General features: G+C 67.1%; 21 protein-coding genes and 1 pseudogene. 18 read left to right on the top strand and 4 right to left on the bottom strand.

What is annotated here, in order from left to right; all coding sequences use genetic code 11:
• Positions 1 to 60 precede the first annotated feature (60 nt).
• Positions 61 to 834 (bottom strand): class II aldolase/adducin family protein, encoded by a 774-nt coding sequence (locus IB256_RS08290; RefSeq protein WP_192295748.1) that lies wholly within the window; start codon positions 832 to 834, stop codon positions 61 to 63.
• A 186-nt stretch (positions 835 to 1020) separates the two neighbouring features.
• Here IB256_RS08290 and IB256_RS08285 point away from each other — a divergent pair, with 186 nt between their 5' ends.
• The 11 genes and pseudogenes from IB256_RS08285 (at position 1021) to IB256_RS30945 (ending at position 13272) form a co-directional block, all read left to right on the top strand.
• Complete coding sequence (locus IB256_RS08285) at positions 1021 to 2409, top strand: PLP-dependent aminotransferase family protein (RefSeq protein WP_192295749.1); 1389 nt, start codon at positions 1021 to 1023, stop codon at positions 2407 to 2409.
• A gap of 74 nt (positions 2410 to 2483) precedes the next feature.
• Complete coding sequence (locus tag IB256_RS08280) at positions 2484 to 3284, top strand: RNA polymerase sigma factor (RefSeq protein ID WP_192402067.1); 801 nt, start codon at positions 2484 to 2486, stop codon at positions 3282 to 3284.
• Positions 3281 to 3700: a PaaI family thioesterase gene (locus tag IB256_RS08275; protein WP_138215555.1), complete on the top strand. Its 420-nt coding sequence runs from the start codon at positions 3281 to 3283 to the stop codon at positions 3698 to 3700. Before IB256_RS08280 ends, IB256_RS08275 begins: the two co-directional genes overlap by 4 nt.
• A 75-nt stretch (positions 3701 to 3775) precedes the next feature.
• Positions 3776 to 4477, top strand: coding sequence for a YebC/PmpR family DNA-binding transcriptional regulator (locus IB256_RS08270; protein ID WP_192295751.1), 702 nt, complete (start codon positions 3776 to 3778; stop codon positions 4475 to 4477).
• Between the two features lie 414 nt (positions 4478 to 4891).
• On the top strand, positions 4892 to 6232 hold the full coding sequence (locus tag IB256_RS08265; RefSeq protein ID WP_192402065.1) for an amino acid permease: 1341 nt from the start codon (positions 4892 to 4894) through the stop codon (positions 6230 to 6232).
• Positions 6225 to 7499, top strand: coding sequence for an aspartate aminotransferase family protein (locus tag IB256_RS08260; RefSeq protein WP_192402063.1), 1275 nt, complete (start codon positions 6225 to 6227; stop codon positions 7497 to 7499). Before IB256_RS08265 ends, IB256_RS08260 begins: the two co-directional genes overlap by 8 nt.
• Before the next feature lie 9 nt (positions 7500 to 7508).
• Entirely contained in the window at positions 7509 to 8543 is a 1035-nt protein-coding gene (locus IB256_RS08255) for a phosphotransferase enzyme family protein (protein ID WP_192402061.1), read from the top strand.
• Between the two features lie 92 nt (positions 8544 to 8635).
• A complete protein-coding gene (locus tag IB256_RS08250) occupies positions 8636 to 9583 on the top strand; it encodes a helix-turn-helix domain-containing protein (protein WP_192295755.1) in 948 nt (315 codons plus the stop codon).
• A gap of 195 nt (positions 9584 to 9778) precedes the next feature.
• Complete coding sequence (locus IB256_RS08245; protein WP_192402059.1) at positions 9779 to 11116, top strand: hypothetical protein; 1338 nt, start codon at positions 9779 to 9781, stop codon at positions 11114 to 11116.
• Between the two features lie 32 nt (positions 11117 to 11148).
• Positions 11149 to 12414 (top strand): annotated as a pseudogene (locus IB256_RS30950) (HAMP domain-containing protein); the annotation flags it as partial.
• 102 nt (positions 12415 to 12516) lie between these two features.
• A complete protein-coding gene (locus IB256_RS30945) occupies positions 12517 to 13272 on the top strand; it encodes a methyl-accepting chemotaxis protein (RefSeq protein WP_412547958.1) in 756 nt (251 codons plus the stop codon).
• 1 nt (position 13273) lies between these two features.
• Here the strand turns inward: IB256_RS30945 and IB256_RS08235 are convergent, their stop codons facing one another.
• Positions 13274 to 13516 (bottom strand): DUF2790 domain-containing protein, encoded by a 243-nt coding sequence (locus tag IB256_RS08235; protein WP_081519782.1) that lies wholly within the window; start codon positions 13514 to 13516, stop codon positions 13274 to 13276.
• A 260-nt stretch (positions 13517 to 13776) separates the two neighbouring features.
• On the opposite strand from IB256_RS08235, the gene IB256_RS08230 reads away from it, so the two are divergent.
• Positions 13777 to 14739, top strand: a complete 963-nt coding sequence (locus IB256_RS08230) for a GlxA family transcriptional regulator (RefSeq protein WP_192295758.1) — start codon at positions 13777 to 13779, stop codon at positions 14737 to 14739.
• Between the two features lie 145 nt (positions 14740 to 14884).
• On the opposite strand, the gene IB256_RS08225 is transcribed toward IB256_RS08230, so the two are convergent.
• On the bottom strand, positions 14885 to 15346 hold the full coding sequence (locus tag IB256_RS08225) for an Lrp/AsnC family transcriptional regulator (protein ID WP_024762520.1): 462 nt from the start codon (positions 15344 to 15346) through the stop codon (positions 14885 to 14887).
• 273 nt (positions 15347 to 15619) lie between these two features.
• Here IB256_RS08225 and IB256_RS08220 point away from each other — a divergent pair, with 273 nt between their 5' ends.
• From IB256_RS08220 to IB256_RS08195, 6 genes are all read left to right on the top strand, one after another.
• Positions 15620 to 16852: a 3-methyl-2-oxobutanoate dehydrogenase (2-methylpropanoyl-transferring) subunit alpha gene (locus IB256_RS08220; protein ID WP_151187004.1), complete on the top strand. Its 1233-nt coding sequence runs from the start codon at positions 15620 to 15622 to the stop codon at positions 16850 to 16852.
• On the top strand, positions 16849 to 17901 hold the full coding sequence (locus IB256_RS08215) for an alpha-ketoacid dehydrogenase subunit beta (RefSeq protein ID WP_081519779.1): 1053 nt from the start codon (positions 16849 to 16851) through the stop codon (positions 17899 to 17901). The genes IB256_RS08220 and IB256_RS08215 overlap by 4 nt, the downstream gene beginning before the upstream one ends.
• Positions 17902 to 19185 carry a dihydrolipoamide acetyltransferase family protein gene (locus IB256_RS08210; RefSeq protein ID WP_192295759.1) on the top strand — a complete coding sequence of 428 codons (1284 nt, stop codon included), beginning with the start codon at positions 17902 to 17904 and terminating at the stop codon, positions 19183 to 19185.
• A gap of 14 nt (positions 19186 to 19199) precedes the next feature.
• Positions 19200 to 20606, top strand: a complete 1407-nt coding sequence (gene lpdA, locus IB256_RS08205; RefSeq protein WP_192402055.1) for a dihydrolipoyl dehydrogenase — start codon at positions 19200 to 19202, stop codon at positions 20604 to 20606.
• Between the two features lie 399 nt (positions 20607 to 21005).
• Complete coding sequence (aroQ, locus tag IB256_RS08200) at positions 21006 to 21446, top strand: type II 3-dehydroquinate dehydratase (RefSeq protein WP_192295761.1); 441 nt, start codon at positions 21006 to 21008, stop codon at positions 21444 to 21446.
• A 5-nt stretch (positions 21447 to 21451) separates the two neighbouring features.
• Positions 21452 to 22300 (top strand): shikimate dehydrogenase, encoded by an 849-nt coding sequence (locus tag IB256_RS08195; RefSeq protein WP_192402053.1) that lies wholly within the window; start codon positions 21452 to 21454, stop codon positions 22298 to 22300.
• Between the two features lie 114 nt (positions 22301 to 22414).
• Here IB256_RS08195 and IB256_RS08190 read toward each other — a convergent pair whose 3' ends face one another.
• Complete coding sequence (locus IB256_RS08190; protein ID WP_192295763.1) at positions 22415 to 23080, bottom strand: TetR/AcrR family transcriptional regulator; 666 nt, start codon at positions 23078 to 23080, stop codon at positions 22415 to 22417.
• Between the last annotated feature and the right edge of the window lie 16 nt (positions 23081 to 23096).

The raw sequence follows: 23096 nt of genomic DNA, 5'->3' as shown, positions 1-23096 counted from the left end.
GCAGGCGCCCGGTCTCTGCGGACCGGGGCACGATAACAGGGGCAGGTGCGCCCGTTTGTCTTAACTGCGATAGGCGGCCTCGCCGTCCTCGATCAGGCGCAGGGCCGATTCCCAGGCCAGCAGGTGCAGGCCGTCGACCAGCGCTTCCTCCTCCTGCAAGGCGACGCGCTCGCACACCGCGTGCGGCGGGTAGCGCAGCTGGCGGCCGCCGGCCAGGGCCTGGACCTGCGCCTGGCAGGCGCGCTCGAGGAAGTAGATCTGGTTGAAGGCTTCGGCGATGCAGCGCCCGGTGGCCAGCAGGCCGTGGTTGCGCAGGATCATCACCATGTGGCTGCCCAGGTCGTTGACCAGGCGCGAGCGCTCCTCCGGGTCCAGGGCGATGCCTTCGTAGTCGTGGTAGCCCAGGCGGTCGTAGAACTTAAGCGCATGCTGGCTGATCGGCAGCAGGCCGTCTTCCTGGGCAGACACCGCGATACCGGCGGCCGTGTGGGTGTGGATCACGCAGGCCACGTCCTCGCGGGCGGCATGTACCGCGGAATGGATGTTGAAGCCGGCGCGATTGACGCTCTTCGGGCCGAAGCGTGGGTCGATGACGTCGCCCGCGTGGTCGACCTTCACCAGGTCGGAGGCGCGCATTTCATGGAACATCACGCCGTAGCGGTTGATCAGGTAGTGGCCCGGTTCGCCCGGCACCCGCGCGGAGATGTGGGTGTCGATATGGTCGGTCCAGCGGAAGTGCGCGATCAGCCGGTACAGCGCGGCAAGGTCGCAGCGCGCCTGCCACTCTTCGGCGGAAATACTCGACGGATCGATGTTGTAAGCTGTGTCACGCATGACGGGCTGTCCCTGTTCTTGTTCGGGGGTTCTTATTTCAGGCTGTGCGGCGTATTGCCGCCGTCTGGGACCGAGTGTGCTGGGCGCGCCCCGCCCGCACCATGCACAGGGACAACGCAGAAATTGCAGTGCTGTTATGGTCCGCGGACCTGTACAGATCCTTCCCCACCATAATCGGACCTTCGGATGCTGTTGCTCGACCCCACCTCGGACATTCCCCTGGTCACCCAGATCGTCGACGGTATCGCCCAGGCCATCGACGAGCAGCGCCTGCGCCCCGGCGCCAAGCTGCCTTCGATCCGCAAGTTCGCCCAGGCCAACGGCGTCAGCCACTTCACCGTGGTCGAGGCGTACGACCGACTGGTGGCGCGCGGCTGTCTGAGCGCCGTGCCCAACGCCGGCTTCTATGTGCGCGGCCCGGTAGTCGAGGGCAGCATCAGCGACGAGGCGCCCACCGAGTTCGACTTCGATGCGCACCTGCTGCTGCACAAGGTCTTCCAGCCGCTGGGGATGGAACTTCGCCCCGGCGTCGGTCTGCTGCCCGAGCACTGGCTCGACGGCGAAGGCCTGCTGCGCGGCCTGCGCAGCCTGGCGCGGGAAGAGCCGACTCAGTTCGGCAACTACGGCCACAGCAAGGGCAACCCCAAGCTGCGCGGCAAGCTCGCCGACCGCCTGGGCGATGCGGGGGTAGCCGCCAGCCCCGAGCAGATCCTGCTGACTGCCGGCGCCAGCCAGGCGCTGGATCTGACTGTGCGCTACCTGGTACAGCGCGGCGATCCGGTGCTCGTTGACGAGCCTGGCTACCACAACCTGTTCCTCAACCTGCGCCTGCAGGGCGCGCAATTGCTGGGCGTACCCCGCAGCGCCGACGGGCTTGACCTCGACCGCCTGGAGCAACTGGCCCGCGAGCACCGCCCCAAGGTCTACTTCACCCAGGCTCGTCTGCAGAGCCCCACCGGCGGCAGCCTGTCGCTGGCCGCCGCTCACCGGTTGCTGCAACTGGCGGAGAAGTACGATTTCCTCATCGTCGAGAACGACATCTACGCCGAACTCGACCCCGCCGGCCAGCTGCTGCTGGCCAACCTCGACCAGCTGGCGCGGGTGATCTACATCGGCAGCCTGTCCAAGGTCATCGCCCCGGCGCTGCGCACCGGTTTCATCGCCGCGCACCCGGAACTGATCGAGGAGCTGGTGCCGCTGAAGATGGTCAGCGGCCTGACCAGCTCGGAACTCACCGAGACCCTGGCCCTGGACATCCTCCTGCAGGGCCGCCACCGCAAGCACGTGCGCCAGCTGCGCGACCAGCTCGGCGACGCCCACGACAGCGTGGCGCGGCGCCTGGAAGCCGCCGGCCTGGAAATCTTCCACGAACCCCGCGCCGGCCTGTTCCTCTGGGCCCGGCACCGAGCGGTCGACGACGCCACTTTGCTCGCCAGTCGCGCCAAGGAGGCCAAGATTCTGCTGTTCCCCGGCCAGCTGTTCATGCCCGACGGCCGCAGCGTACCGTGGATGCGCTTCAACGTCGCGCACTCGCTGGATGAGCGGCTGTATACCTTTCTCTCCGCGCAGGGTTGATGGTCACAAAATTCAGTGGAGCCGAGTCCAAGGAAGAACAGCCGGCCTTTCGTCCGGCACGTCAGGAGGACACCATGAAATTTCCCGCCATCGACCCGCAGCAACTGCAACGCGCCCAGCAAGGCGACCCCGCCGCCCTCGATGCGCTGCTGGTGGCCCTGCAAGCACCGGTCTACAACCTCGCCCTGCGCATGCTCGGCCGCCGTGAAGATGCCCAGGACGCCAGCCAGGAAATCCTCCTGCGCATCACCACGCACCTCGCCAGCTTCCGCGGCGACAGCCAGTTCTCCACCTGGGCTTTCCGCATCGCCAGCAACGCGCTGCTGACTGCGCGCACCAAGGTCCGAGAGACGCCCACCGTGTCGCTGGAAGCTCTGGCGGAAAAGCTCGAACTCGGCCTGCGCCTGGCCGAAGCCAATGAGCGCCCGCTTGAACCGGCCGACAAGCTCGCCGCCGAGCGCATCGCCCTGGCCTGCACCCAGGGCATGCTGATGTGCCTGGAGCGCGAGCAGCGCCTGGCCTATGTGCTCGACATCGCCTTCGGGCTGGACTCGGAGACGGCGGCGGCGGTGCTGGAGATCGAACCGGCGGCCTACCGCAAGCGCCTGTCACGGGCACGCCAGCGACTGGATGAGTTCATGCAGCAGCATTGCGGGCTGGTCAACGCGCAGGCCGCCTGCTCCTGCGAGCGCCAGGCACTGGCCCTGCCGGCGGGCGCCAGCGATACCCGCAAGGCCGAGAGCGAGCTGCTCGCCCTCACCCGCCTGGCCGATGCCGCAGCAGTGTTCCGCGGCCACCCGGATTACCACGTCCCGCAACGGGTCATCGAAACCGTCCGCGCCGTGCTGCAGCAGCACACCGGAGGCTGGCAATGAACGCACTCGCCGATCTGGACTACCCCGAAGGCTTCCAGCCGCTGCAGCGGCGCAATCCGTTGCTGGACCTGCTCGGCCCGTTCCTGGTGCGCGGCGAAGGTGATTCACTGGAACTCGGCCTGCTGCTGGACGAACGCCACACCAACAGCCGCGGCGGCGTACACGGTGGCATCCTCGCCACCCTGGCGGACATCGGCATGGGCTACGCCATGGCCTTCTCCAGCCAACCGCCGCAACCGCTGGTCACCGCCAGCCTGACCCTGGACTACGTCTCCAGTGCCCAGGTCGGTGACTGGCTGAGCATCCGCCTGCTGCACAGCCGGCAGGGCCGGCAGATGGCCTTTGCCAATGCGCTGCTGTCGGTGGGCGACAAGGTGGTGGCGCAGGCCAGCGCGGTATTCGCGGTCCCGCGCTGATCCGCCGGATATCGCCAGCGGCCGCGCGAGGCCTTAGACTTGCCGTCCATCAGTAACCGCCAGCAAGAGATCACTATGGGCGCCCAGTGGAAAGCCAAACATAAAGAAGTCGCCGCCAACGCCAAGGGCCGCATCTTCGGAAAACTGTCGAAGGAAATCATGATCGCCGCGCGCAATGGCGCCGACCCGGACATGAACCCGAAGCTGCGCCTGGTCGTCGAGCAGGCCAAGAAGGCCTCCATGCCGCGCGACACCCTGGAGCGCGCCATCAAAAAAGGCGCTGGCCTGCTGGACGGCGCCGCCACCTTCGAGCGCGTGGTCTACGAAGGTTTCGCCCCGCACCGCGTACCGGTGATCGTCGAGTGCCTGACCGACAACGTGAACCGCACCATCGCGGAAATCCGCGTGCTGTTCCGCAAGGGCCAGCTGGGCGCCTCCGGATCGGTGTCCTGGGACTTCGACTACCTGGGCCTGGTCGAGGCCACCCCGGCCAGCGCTGACGCCGACCCGGAACTGGCCGCCATCGAAGCCGGCGCCCAGGACTTCGAGCCGGGCGAGGAAGACGGCGACACCCTGTTCCTCACCGACTCCACCGACCTCGACGCCGTCTGCCGCGCCCTGCCCGAGCACGGCTTCACGGTCGCCTCGGCCAAGCTCGGCTACAAGGCAAAGAACCCGGTGAGCCTGTCCGACGCGGAACTGGAGGAAGTCGAAGCCTTCCTCGACGCCCTGGACGGCAACGACGACGTGCAGAACCTCTACGTCGGCCTGGCGTAAGTCGGACTGGCGCAAGACAGAAAGGGCGGCCGATTGGCCGCCTTTTTTCATTCTGGCGGGCGCTGCGCGCTCGCGCGAAGACTTGCTATCCGCTACAGCCCCTTCTTCAGGCTTTGGCTCAAGCTCTCCTGCCGACGGATCGCGGGCATGGCCCGCTCCTGCAGGGTTGCTCCCCAGCGCAGCGACTTTGCGCATTTCTGATATCGCCCCACCCCGCGCCCTTCGTACCTTCTCCCTGCCCGCCGCACCTGACGGCCGGCGCGTGCAACCCACAAAACAACAAGAAGGGCCGCCCCATGACTCCACGCATCCAACCGTCGGCAACCGCCGACGCCCTCCCTTGCCCGCTGCGCTCCGGCGCGCGCGGCTGACTGCCGTTCACCCCTCATCATTCACAGGCAAGGGACACCCACCATGCTCAAACAAGGCGTACTCCGCTGGCCCCAGATCGCCGGGCTCGGCATTTCACTGGTCATCGCCGGGCAGTTCTCCGGCTGGAACTACGGCCTGGCCAGCAGCGGCTGGGCCAACATGCTCGTCGCCACCCTGCTGATGGCCGTGCTCTGCGGCGGCCTGGCGCTGTGCGTGTGCGAACTTTCCACCGCGCGGCCCCATGCTGGCGGTGTGTTCGCCTACGCGCAGCTGGCCTTCGGGCCCTTCGTCGGCTATCTGGTCGGCGCGGCCTGTGCACTGGCGCTGACCATCGGCACCGGCGCGGCTGCCAACTTCCTCGCCGCCTATATGGAGTCAGTGTTCGGCTTCGGCGGCTGGCCGGTGCGTATCGGCCTGTTCGCGGTAATCATCGGCATTCACATCGTTGGCGTTGGCGAAGCCCTCGGGTTGACCCTGCTGGCCGGCGCCGTGGCAGCCATCGCGCTGCTGGCCTTTGGTGGCGCCATGCTGCCCCACGTACACTGGGAAAACCTGCTGGCCACTACCGGCAGCCCGCTGCCCAACGCCGCCAGCGCGCTGCCGGGTGTGAGCGTCGGCGGCGTGTTCGCCTGCGTGCCCTTCGCCATCTGGATGTTCATCTGCCTGGAGCAGGTCGCCTCCGCCGCTGAGGAGGCCGCCGAACCGGGCCGCAGCATGCCGCGCGGGATCATCGCCGCCGTCGCTACCCTGCTGCTGACCGCCCTGACCGTGGTGATCAGCGCGCCGGGCGCCGCCGGGGTAGAAGTGGTCGGCAACGCCGGCGACCCGCTGTACGCCGCCATGACCCACGGCGGACTCTACGGCGAGCGTGACTGGCTGCCGCTGCTGGTTGGTTCCGGCGCCGTATGCGGCCTGCTGGCGACCTTCTTCTCGGTGGTGTTCTCCGCCTCCCGCCAGCTGTTCGCCCTGGCCCGTGACGGCTTCTTCCCCGCCGCCATGGCCCGTACGAACCGCCGTGGCGCGCCCTATGTCGCCCTGCTGGTGCTGACCGTGATCGGCCTGCCGCTGACCCTGGTGCCGCCGGAAAAGCTCCTGCTGTGCATCGTCCTGCTGCTGGGCAGCTGCCATCTGGTGCTGTTCGCCGCCTACCTGCGTCTGCACCGCACCCAGCCCGGCCTGGTGCGCCCGTTCCGCCTGCGCGGCGGCCCGCTCGTGGCCAGCGTCGGCATGCTGCTGACGCTGGTGGTGATCGCCGCCTGCTTCCAGCTCGAAGTGGCGATGCTCAGCGCCCTGGCCCTGGTGGTCGCCGCCCTCATCCTCAACTACCTGCTGCGCGCCGCCAACCGCGCCGGCAAGCCCCTGGAGAATGCCGAGAATGTCTGAATCGACCCTGCTGCAACGCCGCCACCAGGTCATGGGCGATGCCTCGCCGCTGTTCTACGACGAGCCGCTGGAGCTGGTGAAAGGCGACGGTGTCTGGCTCATCGACGCCGCCGGCAAGCGCTACCTGGACTGCTACAACAATGTGCCCTGCGTCGGCCACTGCCACCCCAGGGTGGTGGCGGCCATGGCCGAACAGGCGGCGACGCTGAACATCCACACCCGCTACCTAAACGAGCGCGTGGTGCGCTACGCCGAGAGCCTCACCGCGACCTTTGCCGAACCGCTGGACAGCCTGATGTTCACCTGCACCGGCAGCGAGGCCAACGAGCTGGCCCTGCGCATGGCGCGCTTCGCCACCGGCAACAAGGGCGTGATCGTCAGCGACTACAACTACCACGGCAACACCACCAGCCTGGCGGCAGTGACCACCGCGCTGCCCAGCTCCGAGCCGTTCTCCGCCCACGCGCGGGCCGTGCCGATCCCCTGCCTTTACCATGCCGACGGCACGCCCGAGCAAATCGCCGACCGCTACGTGGCCAAGGTCGCCGAAGCCATCGCCGAGCTGCAGACGGCCGGCGTCGGCCTGGCGGCCATGCTGATCGACACCCTGTTCGCCAACGAAGGCATTCCGCGCCTGCCGGCCGGCTACCTGGAGCGCGTGGCGAAGCTGGTGCGCGATGCCGGCGGCCTGCTGATCACCGACGAGGTGCAATCGGGCTTTGCCCGCACCGGCGACCATATGTGGGGCCACCAGTCGCACCCGCTGGTGCCGGACATCGTCACCCTCGGCAAACCCATGGGCAACGGCTTCCCTCTGGCGGGCGTGGTGACCCACCGCGAGCGCGTGGAGACCTTCGGCCGCAGCAACATGTACTTCAACACCTTCGGCGGCTCGCCGGTGGCCGCTGCCGTCGGCCAGGCGGTGCTGGACGTGATCACCGAGCAGGACCTGCAAGGCAACGCCCGGCGCCAGGGCGCGAAGCTCAGCGCCGAACTGCATCGCCTCGTCGAGCGCCACTCGATCATCGGCGACGTTCGCGGCCAGGGTCTGTTCTTCGCCGTGGAACTGGTGCGCGACCGCGCCAGCCGCGAGCCGGCCGGGCTCGAAGCGCGACGCATCGTCAACCGCATGCGCCAGCGTGGCGTGCTGATCAGCAAGATCGGCGGCGACGACAACATCCTCAAGATTCGCCCGCCTCTGGTGTTCGAGGCCGAGCACGGCGAGCTGTTCATCGACACCCTGAACCAGGTCCTGAGCGAACTCTGAGGAGCTACCATGAACGACTTTTCCAAGGTTTGTTTCACAGAGCTCGATCACGACCAGCAGATCGCCTGCCTTCGCGACCTGGCACTGGACGCCCTGCACCACTGGGATGGCGATTTCGTCGGCCTGGAGCTGCTCAAGTACCGCGAGAACGCAGTGTTCTGCGCCACCCGTAGCGACGGCACGCGCAGCGCCCTGCGCGTGCACCGCGGCGGCTACCACAGCGAAGCGGCACTGCGTTCGGAGCTGACCTGGATGGAGCAGTTGGCCGCCGGCGGTATCGGCGTACCGAGCATCATCCGCACCCGCAGCGGCGAGCACCTGGCCGAGGTACGCAGCACTGCTCTGGAAGAATCACGCTTCGTCGACATGCTCGGCTGGCTTTCCGGTAGCACTTTGGGCTCCGCCGAGCAGGGCCTGAGCGCCGATGGCGACATCGAGGCGCTGTTCCATCAGGCCGGCGTCGTGGCCGCGCGCATCCACCTGAATTCAGCCCAGTGGCGCCAGCCCAACGAATTCACCCGGCACGCCTGGGACGAGGAAGGCCTAGTCGGCGCCAACCCGTTCTGGGGGCGATTCTGGGAGCTGGAGCTGCTCAGCGATGGGCAACGCGAGCTTCTGCAGAGAGCTCGACAGGAAGCCCGCCTCGACCTGCGCCGCTACGGCCGCAACCTGGGCAACTTCGGCATGATCCACGCCGACCTGGTGCCGGAGAATCTGCTGCTCGAAGGCGGCGAACTGCAACTGATCGACTTCGACGATGCCGGCTTCGGCTGGCACATGTTCGAGCTGGCCACTGCGCTGTACTTTTGTCTGGACGACCCGCGCCTGGCGCAGATCCAGGCGGCGCTGCTGGCCGGCTACGACTCGGTCAAGCCACTGTCCGGAGCCGACCGCGCCGCGCTGCCGTTGTTCCTCGCCCTGCGCGGCACCACCTACCTGGGCTGGGTGCACACCCGGCCCACCAGCGAAACCGCCCGGGAACTGGCGCCCATGCTGATCGAGCGCGCCTGTACACTGGCCGCCGCCTACCTCGCCGGCCGCTGAAACTGGCAGAGCGCCGCAACACCCTGGCGCGCAGGCACAAGCCTGCCCGCCAGCACTGACCGATACTCGGCGCACAACCGAGGTGACCCGCAATGACCGGCATCGCCCGCCATCAGGCAACCGACTCCGATGAACTGGCCTGCGCCCTCGCCGGCTGGAGCCAGGACTACACCCAGCTCGGCCACGGCCGCCTGCAGGCGGAGCTGCTGCATGTGCAACTGCCCGACGCCTCGCTGATCTACGAACATTCCAACCTGCACCTGCACGAGAACATGGCGCCGCCCGCCGGCCACCTGGTGATCGGCATCCCCCTGCGCGCCAGTGCCGATTCGCGCTTCAACGGCCAGGCCCTGCACGACGACACCCTGCTGGTGCTCGAAGGCGGTCGCGAGCTGGAAATCTGCGCCGCCGGGGAAATCCACATGCTCGGCCTGACCTTCAGCCAGCCACAGCTGGAACGCCTGCTCGGCGCAGAGGAGCGCGAGCTGTTCGAACGCGCGCTGCAGCAACGACGCCTGGAGCTTTCGCCTACTGGCGCCGGCGGCCTGCGCCGCAGCCTGTGCGACGCCCTCGCCGGCTTCGAAGGCGAGCTGTGGCGGGTGGACGATCCGCAGCAGGCCGGGCATGCAGTCGCCCTGGTGCTCAGCCACGTACTGCAGGCGCTGGAAGAAATCCTCCCCGGCAACGACCGCGAAGGCGCGCCGCGCTCATTGCAGCAACATCGCCGCCTGGTGCTGGCAGCCATCGAGCGCATGCAGGCCGACCTCTCCGAGCCGCTGTCGCTGCTGGAACTGAGCCAGCGCCTGAACACCAGCCAGCGTACCCTGCAGTACTGCTTCCGGCAGATCTGCCAGAGCACGCCGCAACAGTTCTTCCTCAGCCTGCGCCTGGCCGAGGCGCGCCGCCGGCTCAAGCAGGAGCCGCAGCAGAGCATCACCCACCTGGCACTGGACCTGGGGTTCGCCAGTTCCAGTCACTTCTCGGCGTTGTACAAACGCCTGTATGCGGAGCAACCGTCACTGATCTCGCGTTCGCGCTGATCGGCACGAATTCCGACTATCTGCACCTTTTCGGCGCAGCGAGCCCACTTTTCCCGGAAATAGAAGCCTTGGGCGATCTGGCAACCACACCCAATCACTTGGCAGACAGGAGCAACGGCACGGGGCCAGCCCTTACTTAGCATCGGCAGAAGTCACATCCCCTCAATCGACAATAACGAAACGGATGCCTTCACCATGACCCACGCCGCCGTGCTGCGCCCCACCCTGCTCGCCCTGCTCATCGCCGGGGCCAGTTCCGCCAGCGCCTACGAGCTGTACGCGACCGACGACACGCACCTGAACGCCGACCTCTCGGCGACCTTCGGGCTGTTCCACAGCCAGGAGCGCTACAACATGACCGGCACCCTGGATGAAGGCTCGTCGTCCTGGCAGGAAGGCTTCATCAAGTACGGCCTGAGCGGCGACCAGAAGCTGGGCGGCGCGGGCACCGCCTACGGCGCCTTCAACCTGCTCAGCTCCGGCACCTGGGGCGACGGCGACGCCGCCGGCTTCAGCGACGGTTCCGAACGCACCACCAAGATCGAGGACGCCTATGCCGGCTGGCGCTCGGCCGGGCTGTTCCCGGTGCTGGGTGACGATGGCATCGACCTGTCCTTCGGTCGCCAGAACATCGTGGTCGGCGATGGTTTCCTGATCGACGGCGACGCCCTGAACATGGGCAAGGGCCTGGCCGACGGCGAATACAACCGTGGCGGCGGCTACTACCTGGCGGCGCGCCGCGACTTCGACGAAACCGCCGTGCTGCGCATCGGCGGCAAGGAAGGCTGGCGCGGCGACCTGATGCGCCTGAAGTCGGACAACCGCGCCCAGGCCAACTCCGAGCTGTATGTCGCCACCCTCGAACATGTCGCCCCGGAAGCCACCTTCGGCCTGACCTACATCGACATCACCGACGTGGACGAGCGCTACGCCTCGCCCATCCAGCTCGACCGCAAGGACATGAAGACCTACAGCCTGCGTGGCACCGGCAATGCGGGCGTGGAGAACCTGTTCCTCTCCGGCGAATACGCCTGGCAGGACAAGCGCGACGCCCAGTACACCGACGACACCGCGAACGCCTGGTACCTGGAGGCCGGCTGGACCTTCTCCGACGTCACCTGGAAGCCCTATATCAGCTACCGCTTCAGCCGCTTCTCCGAAGGCTACGACACCCTCTTCTACGGCTTCAGCCGTGGCTTCGGCACCTGGTTCCAGGGCGAGGTGGCAGGCAACTACTCCGGCCCGTTCAACAACAACACGCGCGTACACAACGTCGGCGCCAAGGTCACCCCGCTGGAGAATCTCTCCATCGGCGCGCAGTACTTCGACTTCCACACCCTGGACACCGACCTGGGCAACACCGACGGTCGCGAGCTGGACCTCTACGCCGAGTGGGCGATCAACGAGCACCTGGTGATCATCCCGCTGGTGGGCCTGTACCAACCGAAGAAGAGCGCAGCCGAAGGCGGCACCCAGATCGGCAACGACAACAGCAACCTCTACAGCCAGTTGCTGTTCTCCACCACGTTCTGATCCAGAGATTCGAAGCACAAGGAAAGCCCGCCATGCCCAGCCTCCTGACGTCCATACAGGGCCGTATCACCTGGCTGGCGGGCCTCTGCCTGATCCTCGTCGCCAGCGTCCTGATCGGCCTCTCGCTGTACCAGGCGCGGCAGGACAGCCGCACCATCCAGCACGACAGCGGCGAGCTGTTCGCCGTTGCCGCACGGCACAACCTGGAAACCCAGGGCCAGGTGCAGGCCCTGCTGATCCGCGAACGCCTGCAGAACAACCTGCTGCTCGGTGAAGGCCTGCTGCGCACAGTGCAGAGCCTGCGCGCGCAACAGCACCAGGGCGTCCTCGCCCCCTCCGCGCTGCGCACCGCACTCAACCAATCGATGGCCGACACCCTCGGCGCACACCCGGAGCTGCTCGGCCTGTTCCTGGTGTTCCAGCCCGATGCGCTGGACGCCGCCGACAGCCAGTTCGCGGCCCGCGAAGACCTGGGCAGCAACGAGACCGGCCGCTTCGCCCTCTACCTGCTGCAGAGCGGCAAGGATACTCAGCGGGTGATCGGCACCGAGCAAGTCCTCGGCGACACCACGCCCGGCCCCAGCGGCCAGCCCTACAACGCCTTCTTCACCTGCTCCACCGGGCACGCCCGCCCCTGCGTGCTCGACCCGTATTTCGACGACGCCTCCGGCCAGCGCCGGCTGGTCACCAGCGTCACCCTGCCGCTGCTGGAGAACGGCAAGGCCATCGCCGCCGTGGGCTTCGACATCGACCTGGCGGCGCTGCAGCAAAGCAGCGCGGAAGGTAGCCGCAGCCTGTTCGACGGCCAGGGCCGCATCCGCATCCTCAGCCCCAACGGCCTGATCGCAGGCGACAGCGGCGACGCCTCGAAGCTGGGGCAGAAGTTCGCAGACAAAACCGTGCTCGCCGAGATTGTCGCCGGGCGCTCGCAGTCCTTTGATGACGGCGAATCCATCAGCGTGCTGCACAGCCTCGCGCCGGTGCCGGACGCCGCGCCCTGGGGCATCCTGCTCAGCGTGCCGCGCGCGGTGATGCTCGCCCCGGCGGAACGCCTCAAGGGCACGCTGGATGACCTGCGCTGGAAAAGCACCGCGCTGGAAACCGGCGTAGGCATCGCCGCCGGGCTGCTCGGCATGCTGCTGGTAGCTCTCACCGCGCTCGGCATCAGCCGGCCGATCCTGCGCCTGGCACGGATGCTGGAAGATATCGCCGACGGCGAAGGCGACCTCACCCGCCGCCTCGATTACCCGCGCCGCGACGAACTGGGCCGGCTGGCCACCGCCTTCAACCGCTTCCTCGACAAGCTGCAGCCGAGTATCGCCGCCGTGCAGTCGGCGACCCGCGAGGCACACTCCACCGCCGACCGCTCGGCGCAGATCGCCCGGCAGACCAGCGACGGCATGCAGCAACAGTTCCGCGAGATCGACATGGTCGCCACGGCGCTCCAGGAAATGTCCGCCACCGCCCAGGATTCCGCCCGCAGCGCCGCCCGCGCTGCCGAAGCCGCGCACACCGCGGAGCAGGCCTGCGACGATGGCTTCCGCACCCTGGACGCCACCAACAGTGGCATCGACCTGCTGGCCGCCGGGATGAACCAGGCGATGGCCGAGTTGCAGCAGCTGGCGGCGAGCAACGAGCAGATCGGCTCGATCCTCGAAGTCATCTGCGGCATCGCCGCGCAGACCAACCTGCTCGCCCTCAACGCCGCCATCGAAGCGGCGCGCGCGGGCGACGCCGGGCGCGGTTTTGCCGTGGTCGCGGACGAAGTACGCGGGCTGGCCCGGCGCACCCAGGAATCGGTGGAGGAGATTCGCGAAGTGATCGAAAACCTGCAGGCGCGCGGCCAGTCAGTGACCAGCGCGATGCAGGGCAGCTTTGCCCAGGCCCAGGGCAACGTCGATCAGGCGCGCCAGGCCATCGACGCCCTGCGCCGGATCGGCGAGGCGGTGAATCTGATCAGCGAAATGAATCTGCAGATCGCCAGCGCGGCGGAGGAACAGAGCAGCGTCGCCGAGGAGATCAACCGCAACATCGCCGGCATCCGCGACGTCACTCAGACCATTTCCGATCACGCGCAGCAAGCCGCCAGCGCCAGTCGTTCACTGAACGACCTGGCCAGCCGGCAGCAGGGATTGGTGGAGCAGTTCCGCGCCTGAGTCAGACCTTGCTGCACATCGGGGTCTGGCGCAGGTACTTGACGGTGTGCTGCTCGCCCTTGGAGTCCAGGTAGACCATGGTGGCCTGGCTGACTTCGCAGCGCTCGTTGGGTTGCGAGATGCTCAGTACCTTGGCCACATCCAGCGGCATGCCGTAGTGGTACACGGCAGCATCGTCGGCGAAAGCACTGAAGGACAGCAGCAAGGCGGGGATGGCGAAGAGTGCGCTAAGGGTGGATTTCATGGCAGGAACCTCAGGGATCACGCGGGTCGCGTCGATCGTGGCCCACAGCCATAAATCTAGCCGAGCGGCCGCTCGGGACACAGCGCGAGTTCGACAATGAATTTCTGCAGATTGCGTAACAATGGCGGTTTGCGAGCCACCCCGACTTGTGATTATCACGCCGACTGTTGTCTGACTGGCAGCATTCGAACTCCCGAAGCGTTTGCGGCCAGCACTTTCTCCCGCAAGAATGAATGCCATCGATCGGATCGGGAGGCGCCATGAAGCGCGTGGCCATGCTGCTGTTCCCCGGCGTGCAGGCGCTGGATGTTTCCGGCCCGCTGGACGTGTTCGCCGAAGCCAATGCCTTCGTCCCCGCCGGCCAGGGCTATCAGGTGGTGACCCTCGCCGCCCCGTCCTTCCCGCTGCGCGCCTCCAACGGCCAGTGGCTCGGCGCCGACTTCAGCCTCGAACAGGGCCACGGCGCCGCCGACATCCTGCTGGTGCCGGGCGGGCCGGCCTTGCCGGATGAGTCGCCTGCGCCGGATTTGCTCGACTGGTTGCGCGCGGCCTGTCCCCAGGCGCCGCGTTATGGCTCGATCTGCACCGGGGCCTTCCTGCTAGGCCATGCCGGGCTGCTCGACGGCAAGCGCGTGACGACCCACTGGAGCGATGCGCGGCGGCTTGCGGAGTTGTTCCCGCTCGCGCAGGTCGAGCCCGACCGGATTCATGTGCGCGATGGTGCATTGGTGACTTCGGCCGGCGTGACTGCCGGTATCGACCTGGCGCTGGCTCTGGTCGCCGAGGACCATGGCGCGGCGGTGGCGCTGGCGGTGGCGAAACGGCTGCTGGTGGTCGCGCAGCGTCAGGGCGGGCAGTCGCAATTCAGCCCCTTCCTGCAGGCCCCGGCCGATGAAGGCTCGCCGGTGGCGCGCATCCAGCGCTACGTGCAGGAAAATCTCGACCAGCCGCTGGGTGTGCCGCAACTGGCCGCCGAAGTGGCGATGAGCCCGCGCAGCTTCGCCCGCGTGTTCGTCCGCGAGGCGGGCGTGACGCCGGCCGAGTTCGTCCAGCGCGCCCGCATCGACGCCGCTCGCGGGTTGCTGGAAGGCAGCGATCTGGCGCTGAAAGTGATCGCCTGGCGCTGCGGCTTCGGCAGCGCGGCACGCATGCGCCTGGTGTTCGCCCAGCGCCTGGGCGTCACGCCAACGCAGTATCGCGAGCAGTTCCGCCGCGAGGGTTGATCCTCCACGCCAAAGTGTCCGGCGTGCCTCGTCGTAGGATGGCGTGGAGCGCAGCGATACCCATCAATTCGACGCACGATCAGCATGGGTATCGCTGCGCTCCACCCATCCTACCCATGCGCTCACTGATAGCTCCTGCGCGGGCTCAGATCGGCGGCGCCGAGCGCAGCATCACCGACTTCAGCGCGAACGCCGACTTGATCCCCGCCACGCCGGGAATCTGCGTCAGCGTGTTGGTGAGGAACAGCTGGTAAGCCGACAGGTCCTTCACCACCACTCGCAGCATGTAGTCGGCGTCGCCGGTCATCTGGAAGCAGCTCATCACCTGCGGCGCCTGGACGATGCGTTCTTCGAACCGGGCGAGGTAATCGCCGGTCTGTTTTTCCAGGGACACCGAGACGAACACGCTCATGCCGCCGGACAGGCGCTCTTCGTCGAGGCGCGCGAAGTAGCCCTGGATGTAGTGCTCCTCCTCCAGGCGGCGCACCCGGCGCAGGGTCGGGGTCAGCGACAGGCCGATGTTCTGCGCCAGATCGCGCCAGGACAGGCGGCCGTCATCGGCCAGGGCGCGGAGGATTTTCAGGTCGGTACGGTCCAGATCAGCCATTTTTCCTCAGTACTACGGAAGGTTGTTTTTATAGTTCAAACACACTAATCCCGAAGCTTATAGCTAGTCAATTTGGAGCAAAAAACCAACCGGTCACACCTATACTGAAACCACAACTACAACAACCGAGGACCTCACCATGAGTGATGTCACCCCCCGCCACGCGACCCCGCGCGGCACCCGCACCGTAGCCCTACCCGGCCGGGTGCGCCCGCCAGGCATGGCCTCTTCCGTCTGCTGATCCACACCCACGATCACAACTGGAGACCGACCATGACCGACTACGCTCCGCTCCGCCTGCACGTCCCCGAGCCCACCGGGCGTCCGGGCTGCAAGACCGACTTCTCCTACCTGCACCTGTCGCCCGCCGGCGAGGTACGCAAACCCGACATCGACGTGGAACCCGCGCAGACCACCGACCTGGCCTTCAGCCTGGTGCGAGTGCTCGACGAAGACGGCAACGCCGTCGGCCCCTGGGCTCCGGACCTGAGCCACGAGCAACTGCTGCGCGGCATGCGCCTGATGCTCAAGACGCGCATCTTCGACGCGCGCATGCTCACTGCCCAGCGCCAGAAGAAGATGTCCTTCTACATGCAGTGCCTGGGTGAAGAGGCCATCGCCACCGCGCACACCATGGCCCTGCGCGACGGTGACATGACCTTCCCGACCTACCGTCAGCAAGGCATCCTGATCACCCGCGACTACCCGCTCAAGGACATGATCTGCCAGCTGCTCTCCAACGAGCAGGACCCGCTCAAGGGCCGCCAGCTGCCGATCATGTACTCCAGCCGCGAGAAGGGCTTCTTCTCCATCTCCGGCAACCTCGCCACCCAGTTCATCCAGGCCGTCGGCTGGGGCATGGCCTCGGCGATCAAGGGCGACACCAAGATCTCGTCCGCCTGGATCGGTGACGGCGCCACCGCCGAATCCGACTTCCACACCGCCCTCACCTTCGCCCACGTCTACCGCGCGCCGGTGATCCTCAACGTGGTCAACAACCAGTGGGCGATCTCCACCTTCCAGGCCATCGCCGGCGGTGAAGGCACCACCTTCGCCAACCGTGGCGTGGGCTGCGGCATCGCCTCGCTGCGGGTGGACGGCAACGACTTTCTCGCCGTCTATGCCGCCTCGCAATGGGCCGCCGAGCGCGCCCGCCGTGGCCATGGCCCGAGCCTGATCGAGTGGGTCACTTATCGTGCAGGCCCGCACTCCACGTCGGACGATCCATCCAAGTACCGCCCCGCCGACGACTGGACCAACTTCCCGCTGGGCGATCCCATCGCCCGCCTCAAGCAGCACCTGATCGGCCTCGGCATCTGGTCCGAGGAGCAGCAGGAAGCGCTGAAGAAGGAACTGGAAGCCGAAGTGATCGCCGCGCAGAAGGAAGCCGAACGCCACGGCTCACTGGTGGACGGCCATGTGTTCAGCGCCGCCAATCTGTTCGACGACGTCTACAAGGACCTGCCGGAACACCTGCGCCGGCAGCGCCAGGAGCTCGGGGTATGAATGCCATGAACCAGCAACACGAGAACGCCCAGGCGGTCACCAGCATGACCATGATCCAGGCGCTGCGCTCGGCCATGGACGTGATGCTCGAGCGCGACGACAACGTCGTGGTGTTCGGCCAGGACGTCGGCTACTTCGGCGGCGTGTTCCGCTGCACCGAAGGCCTGCAGAAGAAGTACGGCACCTCGCGGGTGTTCGACGCGCCGATCTCCGAGAGCGGCATCATCGGCGCCGCCGTCGGCATGGGCGCCTACGGCCTGCGCCCGGTGGTGGAAATCCAGTTCGCCGACTATGTCTACCCGGCCACCGACCAGCTGGTCTCGGAAGCCGCGCGCATCCGCTACCGCTCGGTCAACGACTTCACCGTACCCATGGTCGTGCGCATGCCCTGCGGCGGCGGCATCTACGGCGGGCAGACCCACAGCCAGAGCCCGGAGGCAATGTTCACCCAGGTCTGCGGCCTGCGCACCGTCATGCCGTCCAACCCGTACGACGCCAAGGGCCTGCTGATCGCCTGCATCGAGAACGACGACCCGGTGATCTTCCTCGAACCCAAGCGCCTGTATAACGGCCCGTTCGACGGCCACCACGACCGCCCGGTGACGCCCTGGTCCAAGCACCCGGCCAGCCAGGTGCCGGAGGGTTACTACAGCGTGCCGCTGGACAAGGCGGCCATCGCCCGCCCCGGCTCCGAACTGACCGTGCTGACCTATGGCACCACCGTCTACGTGGCCCAGACCGCCGCCGAGGAAACCGGCATCGATGCCGAGATCATCGACCTGCGCAGCCTCTGGCCGCTGGACCTGGACACCATCGTCGAGTCGGTGAAGAAGACCGGCCGCTGCGTCATCGTCCACGAGGCCACCCGCACCTGCGGTTACGGCGCCGAGTTGATGTCGCTGGTCCAGGAAAACTGCTTCCACCACCTCGAAGCCCCCATTGCGCGCGTGACCGGCTGGGACACTCCCTACCCGCACGCCCAGGAATGGGACTACTTTCCGGGGCCCGCGCGCGTCGGCGCGGCCTTCAAGCGCGCCATGGAGGTCTGAATGGGCACTCACGTCATCAAGATGCCGGACATCGGCGAAGGCATCGCCGAGGTCGAGCTGGTGGAGTGGCATGTCCAGGTCGGCGACGAGGTCCATGAGGACCAGCTGCTGGCGGAAGTCATGACCGACAAGGCCACCGTGGAAATCCCCTCGCCGGTGGCCGGAAAGATCATCGCCCTGGGCGGCGTGCCCGGCCAGGTGATGGCCGTGGGCGGCGAGCTGATCCGCCTGGAAGTGGAAGGCCACGGCAACCACCGTGAAGCCGCGCAACCCAAGGCCCACGAAGAAGAGCCGGCCAAGCCGGAAGCCAAGCCGGCCCCCGTCGCCGAAGCCCCCAAGCCTGCACTGCGCGTCGAAAGCAAACCGGTCGCCCCGGCCGCGCGCCCTGCTCCGTCGCCGGCGCCGCGCCGCGCGCCGGGGGAGAAGCCGCTGGCCTCACCGGCGGTGCGCCAGCGTGCCCGTGATCTGGGCGTGGAGCTGCAGTTCGTCCAAGGCAGCGGCCCGGCCGGGCGCATCCTGCGTGAAGATCTGGAGCACTTCCTGGAACACGGCGGCGCGACCATTGCCTCCGGTTATGCCGCGCGCCACGACGAACACCAGATCCCGGTGATCGGCCTGCGCCGCAAGATCGCGCAGAAGATGGCCGAGGCCAAGCGGCGCATCCCGCACTTCAGCTATGTCGAGGAAATCGACGTCACTGACCTCGAAGCGCTGCGCGTGCACCTCAATGCCAAGCACGCGGCGGCACGCGGCAAACTGACCCTGCTGCCGTTCATTGCCCGCGCCATGGTCGTCGCCCTGCGCGACTTCCCGCAGCTCAACGCGCGCTATGACGACGAAGCCGACGTGATCACCCGCTACGGCGCGGTGCATCTGGGCGTCGCGACCCAGAGCGACAACGGGCTGATGGTGCCGGTGCTGCGCAACTCCGAATCCCGCGATCTGTGGGGCAATGCGGCGGAAGTGGCGCGCCTCGCCGAAGCCGCGCGCCATGGCAAGGCCAGCCGCGAGGAGCTCTCCGGCTCGACCATCACCCTGAGCAGCCTCGGCGCCCTGGGCGGCATCGTCAGCACGCCGGTGATCAACTACCCGGAAGTGGCCATCGTCGGAGTCAACCGCATGGTCGAGCGGCCCATGGTGGTCAGCGGCCAGGTAGTCGTGCGCAAGATGATGAACCTGTCCTCGTCCTTCGATCACCGGGTGGTCGACGGCATGGACGCGGCAGCCTTCATCCAGGCCGTGCGCGCCCTGCTCGAACACCCCGCCACCCTGTTCATCGATTGACGGAAGCCGCTGACATGAAACAGAACCAGACTCTCGAAACCACCCTGCTGGTGATCGGTGGCGGCCCCGGCGGCTACGTCGCGGCGATCCGTGCCGGCCAGCTGGGCATCCGCACCGTACTGGTGGAAGGCGCGGCCCTGGGCGGCACCTGCCTGAACATCGGCTGCATCCCGGCCAAGGCGCTGATCCACGCTGCCGAGGAATACCTCAAGGCCCGCGAGTTCGCCGGCAAGTCGCCGCTGGGCATCAGCGTGCAGGCGCCGAGCATCGACATCCAGCGCACCGTGGAATGGAAGGACGGCATCGTCGACCGCCTGACCACCGGTGTTGCAGCACTGCTGAAGAAGCATGGCGTCACCGTGGTCAACGGCTGGGCGAAGATCGTCGACGGCAAGACCGTCGAGGTCGACCTTGCCGAAGGCGGCACCCAGCACATCCATACCGAGCACCTGCTGCTGGCAGCCGGTTCGAAATCCGTGGAACTGCCCTTCCTGCCGGTGGGCGGCAATGTCATCTCCTCCACCGAGGCGCTGGCACCCAAGGCGCTGCCCAAGCGCCTGGCGGTGGTTGGCGGCGGCTATATCGGCCTGGAGCTGGGCATCGCTTATCGCAAGCTCGGCGTGGAAGTCACGGTGGTGGAAGCGCAGCCGCGGATCCTGCCGACCTATGACGAGGAACTGACCCGACCGGTGGCCAATTCCCTGCGCAAGCTGGGCATCGAGCTGTACTTGGGCCACAGCGTGATGGGCCTGGAGCCGGACGGCAAAGGCCTGCGCGTGCAGGACGGCGCCGGTTCCCAGCGGGTGATCGAGACCGACCAGGTGCTGGTCGCCGTCGGCCGCCACCCCAACACCGCCGGCTGGAACCTCGACACCCTGCGCCTGGACATGAACGGCCGCGCCGTGCAGATCGACGACCAGTGCCGCACCTCCATGCGCGATGTCTGGGCCATCGGCGACATCGCCGGCGAACCCATGCTGGCGCACCGCGCCATGGCCCAGGGCGAAATGGTCGCCGAGATCATCGCCGGCAAGCGCCGCGCCTTCACCCCCACGGCGATCCCGGCGGTGTGCTTCACCGATCCGGAAGTGGTGGTGGTCGGGCTGTCGCCGGAACAGGCTCAGGCCGCCGGCTATGAGATGTTGACCGCAAGCTTCCCGTTCGCCGCCAACGGCCGCGCCATGACCCTGGAATCCAGCGACGGCTTCGTCCGCGTGGTGGCCCGCAAGGACAACCACCTGATCCTCGGCTGGCAGGCCGTGGGCAAGGCGGTCTCGGAGCTGTCCACGGCCTTCGTGCAGTCGCTGGAAATGGCCGCCTGCCTGGAAGACATCGCCGGCACCATCCACGCCCACCCGACCCTCGGCGAAGCGGTGCAGGAAGCAGCGCTGCGCGCGCTGGGGCATGCCTTGCACGTCTGAAGTCTGATCTCTCCAACTGGCCTGGCCTCCAGGCTTCCCCCTCCTGACCCGCCCGCTGGCGGGTCTTTTTTGCCTACGGGTTCAGCGCTGGCCATGGCCGCGAACGGCGGACAACGTCCGCCGTCGGGGTTCTCTGCCGGACCTGACCAATCGTGGACAGAGTCCGCTCCTACGCACCGTGGCCGATCACCGCACGGATTGTGGCATTACCGCCACCCGGCCGATCTGCACCTACGCACCAGTTCACAGCCGTTTGCGTCTATTTTACCGTCTAAGCCTGCGATTTCACGGCAATAACGAACAGAACCTCGCGACATTGACCAAATTAACCATTTGGTACATTTTGCTCCTACAGGCCTTTCCCCTCACGGCCATACAAAAACAACGGAGCCACCTTTCATGCCACACACCCTGCTCGTACTCAACGGGCCGAACCTGAACCTGCTCGGCACCCGCGAGCCCGCGACCTACGGCCACGAAACTCTCGACGACATCGCTGCCCTCTGCCAGCGCACCGGCGCCGAGCACGGCCTGGAAATCGAATTCCGCCAGACCAACCAGGAAGGCCAGCTGATCGACTGGATCCACCAGGCGCGCGGCCGCTGCGCCGGAATCCTGATCAACCCCGCCGCCTGGACACACACCTCGGTAGCCATCCGCGATGCGCTCGCCGCCGTGGAACTGCCGGTGATCGAAGTGCACCTGTCCAACGTGCACAAGCGCGAGGAGTTCCGCCATCACTCGTTCGTCTCCGCCATCGCCCTGGGCGTTATCGCCGGGCTGGGCAGCGACGGCTATCGCGCCGGTATCCAGCACTTCGCCAAGCGGCTCAAGGGGTGAGCGCCATGACCGAATACCGCACCGTGCTGGCCGGCCTGATCGGCGCCGGCATCCAGGCCTCGCGCACTCCGGCCCTGCACGAGCGCGAGGGCGACGCCCAGGGACTGCGCTACCTCTACCGGCTGATCGACCTGGACTCCCTCGGCGTCGATGCCGGCGCCCTGCCCGACCTGCTCGCCGCCGCCGAGCGCATGAGCTACACCGGGCTGAACATCACCTTCCCCTGCAAGCAGGCAGTGATTCCGCTGCTGCACGAGCTATCCGACGAAGCCCGCGGCATCGGCGCGGTGAATACCGTGGTGCTCCGCGATGGCAGGCGCATCGGTCACAACACCGATTGCCTGGGCTTTGCCGAAGGCTTCCGGCGCAACCTCAGCGACGCACCGCGCGAACGCGTGGTGCAGCTGGGTGCCGGCGGCGCAGGCGCTGCAGTGGCCCATGCACTGCTCAGCGAAAGCGTGCAGCAACTGACGATCTTCGAGGTGGATTCGGCCCGCGCTCAGACACTGGTGGACAATCTCAACGCCCATTTCGGCGGCCAGCGCGCGCGGGTCGGACTCGACCTGGCTGGAGCAGTCACCGAGGCGGACGGGCTGGTCAACACCACCCCGGTGGGCATGGCCAAGCTGCCCGGCGCGCCGCTTCCGCTGGAGCTACTGCACTCGGGCCTGTGGGTGGCGGAGATCATCTACTTCCCGCTGGAGACCGAGCTGCTCCGGCATGCCCGCAGCCTTGGCTGCCGCACGCTGGATGGCGGCAACATGGCGGTGTTCCAGGCGGTGAAGGCTTTCGAGCTGTTCAGCGGCCTGGAAGCGGACAGCGAGCGGATGCTGGTGCATTTCAGCGCGATGTAATCGGACCATGGAGCGCTACCCGCGATGGGTATCGCTCCACACCATTCCAAGTCAGCTGGAACCGACCTGTAGGCGCGGCAAGGCCAGCGCCTGATGCAATCGTGGCAGCGCTGCTCAGGGCTGCACGTAGCGCAACACCGCCTCGATGATCATGTCCTTGTGCCGCGCCTTGATAGCCGGGTCTTCCAGCTCGACCTGGAACAGCGACCCCACCGTGTGGCGGTTGGACACCCGATAGAAGCAGAACCCACTGATCAGCATGTGCACGTCGATGGCCTGCAGGCCGGCGCGGAACGCACCACTGGCAGCGCCGCGCTGGAGGATGTCCTCGATGGTGCGCAGGATGTTGCTGTTCATCGAGCGGATCGCCTCGGAGCCAGAGGCGAACTGGCCATAGTGGATGTTCTCGATGCTGACGATGCGCACGAAATCCACGTTGCGGTCATGGTGGTCGAAGGTGAAGTCCACCAGCCGGCGCATGGCTTCCAGTGGCTCCAGCTCGGCCAGGTGCAGTGTCTGCTCGGTGCCGCGGATGTCACCGTAGAGCTTCTCCAGCACCGCCTGGTAGAGCTGCTCCTTGCTGCCGAAGTAGTAGTAGATCATCCGCTTCGAGGTGTTCATGCGTTCGGCGATGGCATCCACCCGCGCGCCGGAGAGCCCCTGCTGGACGAACTCGACGATGGCCGCCTGGAGGATGTCCTCGCGGGTCTTCTCCGGGTTGTTCTTGCGGCCCCGGCGGGCGGTTTCGGCGGGAATCGGCTGGGTGGCGCTGTCGGTCATGGCTCTGCATCGTCAG

The organism is Pseudomonas sp. PDM17 (assembly GCF_014851985.1).
Classification (GTDB): Bacteria; Pseudomonadota; Gammaproteobacteria; order Pseudomonadales; family Pseudomonadaceae; genus Pseudomonas.
The sequence above is the reverse complement of the archived record's forward strand: the minus strand, read 5'-3'. Positions and strand labels throughout refer to the sequence as shown.

Bases quoted from the DNA above. Each gene is read 5' to 3' on its own strand.
- aroQ (WP_192295761.1), top strand. From the start codon at position 21,006: ATGCCACACACCCTGCTCGTACTCAACGGGCCGAACCTGAACCTGCTC.
- IB256_RS08210 (WP_192295759.1), top strand. From the start codon at position 17,902: ATGGGCACTCACGTCATCAAGATGCCGGACATCGGCGAAGGCATCGCC.
- IB256_RS08215 (WP_081519779.1), top strand. From the start codon at position 16,849: ATGAATGCCATGAACCAGCAACACGAGAACGCCCAGGCGGTCACCAGC.
- IB256_RS08245 (WP_192402059.1), top strand. From the start codon at position 9,779: ATGACCCACGCCGCCGTGCTGCGCCCCACCCTGCTCGCCCTGCTCATC.
- IB256_RS08235 (WP_081519782.1), bottom strand. From the start codon at position 13,516: ATGAAATCCACCCTTAGCGCACTCTTCGCCATCCCCGCCTTGCTGCTG.
- IB256_RS08220 (WP_151187004.1), top strand. From the start codon at position 15,620: ATGACCGACTACGCTCCGCTCCGCCTGCACGTCCCCGAGCCCACCGGG.
- IB256_RS08225 (WP_024762520.1), bottom strand. From the start codon at position 15,346: ATGGCTGATCTGGACCGTACCGACCTGAAAATCCTCCGCGCCCTGGCC.
- IB256_RS08255 (WP_192402061.1), top strand. From the start codon at position 7,509: ATGAACGACTTTTCCAAGGTTTGTTTCACAGAGCTCGATCACGACCAG.
- IB256_RS08230 (WP_192295758.1), top strand. From the start codon at position 13,777: ATGAAGCGCGTGGCCATGCTGCTGTTCCCCGGCGTGCAGGCGCTGGAT.
- IB256_RS08195 (WP_192402053.1), top strand. From the start codon at position 21,452: ATGACCGAATACCGCACCGTGCTGGCCGGCCTGATCGGCGCCGGCATC.
- lpdA (WP_192402055.1), top strand. From the start codon at position 19,200: ATGAAACAGAACCAGACTCTCGAAACCACCCTGCTGGTGATCGGTGGC.
- IB256_RS08190 (WP_192295763.1), bottom strand. From the start codon at position 23,080: ATGACCGACAGCGCCACCCAGCCGATTCCCGCCGAAACCGCCCGCCGG.
- IB256_RS30945 (WP_412547958.1), top strand. From the start codon at position 12,517: ATGCAGCAACAGTTCCGCGAGATCGACATGGTCGCCACGGCGCTCCAG.
- IB256_RS08280 (WP_192402067.1), top strand. From the start codon at position 2,484: ATGAAATTTCCCGCCATCGACCCGCAGCAACTGCAACGCGCCCAGCAA.
- IB256_RS08275 (WP_138215555.1), top strand. From the start codon at position 3,281: ATGAACGCACTCGCCGATCTGGACTACCCCGAAGGCTTCCAGCCGCTG.
- IB256_RS08250 (WP_192295755.1), top strand. From the start codon at position 8,636: ATGACCGGCATCGCCCGCCATCAGGCAACCGACTCCGATGAACTGGCC.
- IB256_RS08260 (WP_192402063.1), top strand. From the start codon at position 6,225: ATGTCTGAATCGACCCTGCTGCAACGCCGCCACCAGGTCATGGGCGAT.
- IB256_RS08285 (WP_192295749.1), top strand. From the start codon at position 1,021: ATGCTGTTGCTCGACCCCACCTCGGACATTCCCCTGGTCACCCAGATC.
- IB256_RS08265 (WP_192402065.1), top strand. From the start codon at position 4,892: ATGCTCAAACAAGGCGTACTCCGCTGGCCCCAGATCGCCGGGCTCGGC.
- IB256_RS08290 (WP_192295748.1), bottom strand. From the start codon at position 834: ATGCGTGACACAGCTTACAACATCGATCCGTCGAGTATTTCCGCCGAA.
- IB256_RS08270 (WP_192295751.1), top strand. From the start codon at position 3,776: ATGGGCGCCCAGTGGAAAGCCAAACATAAAGAAGTCGCCGCCAACGCC.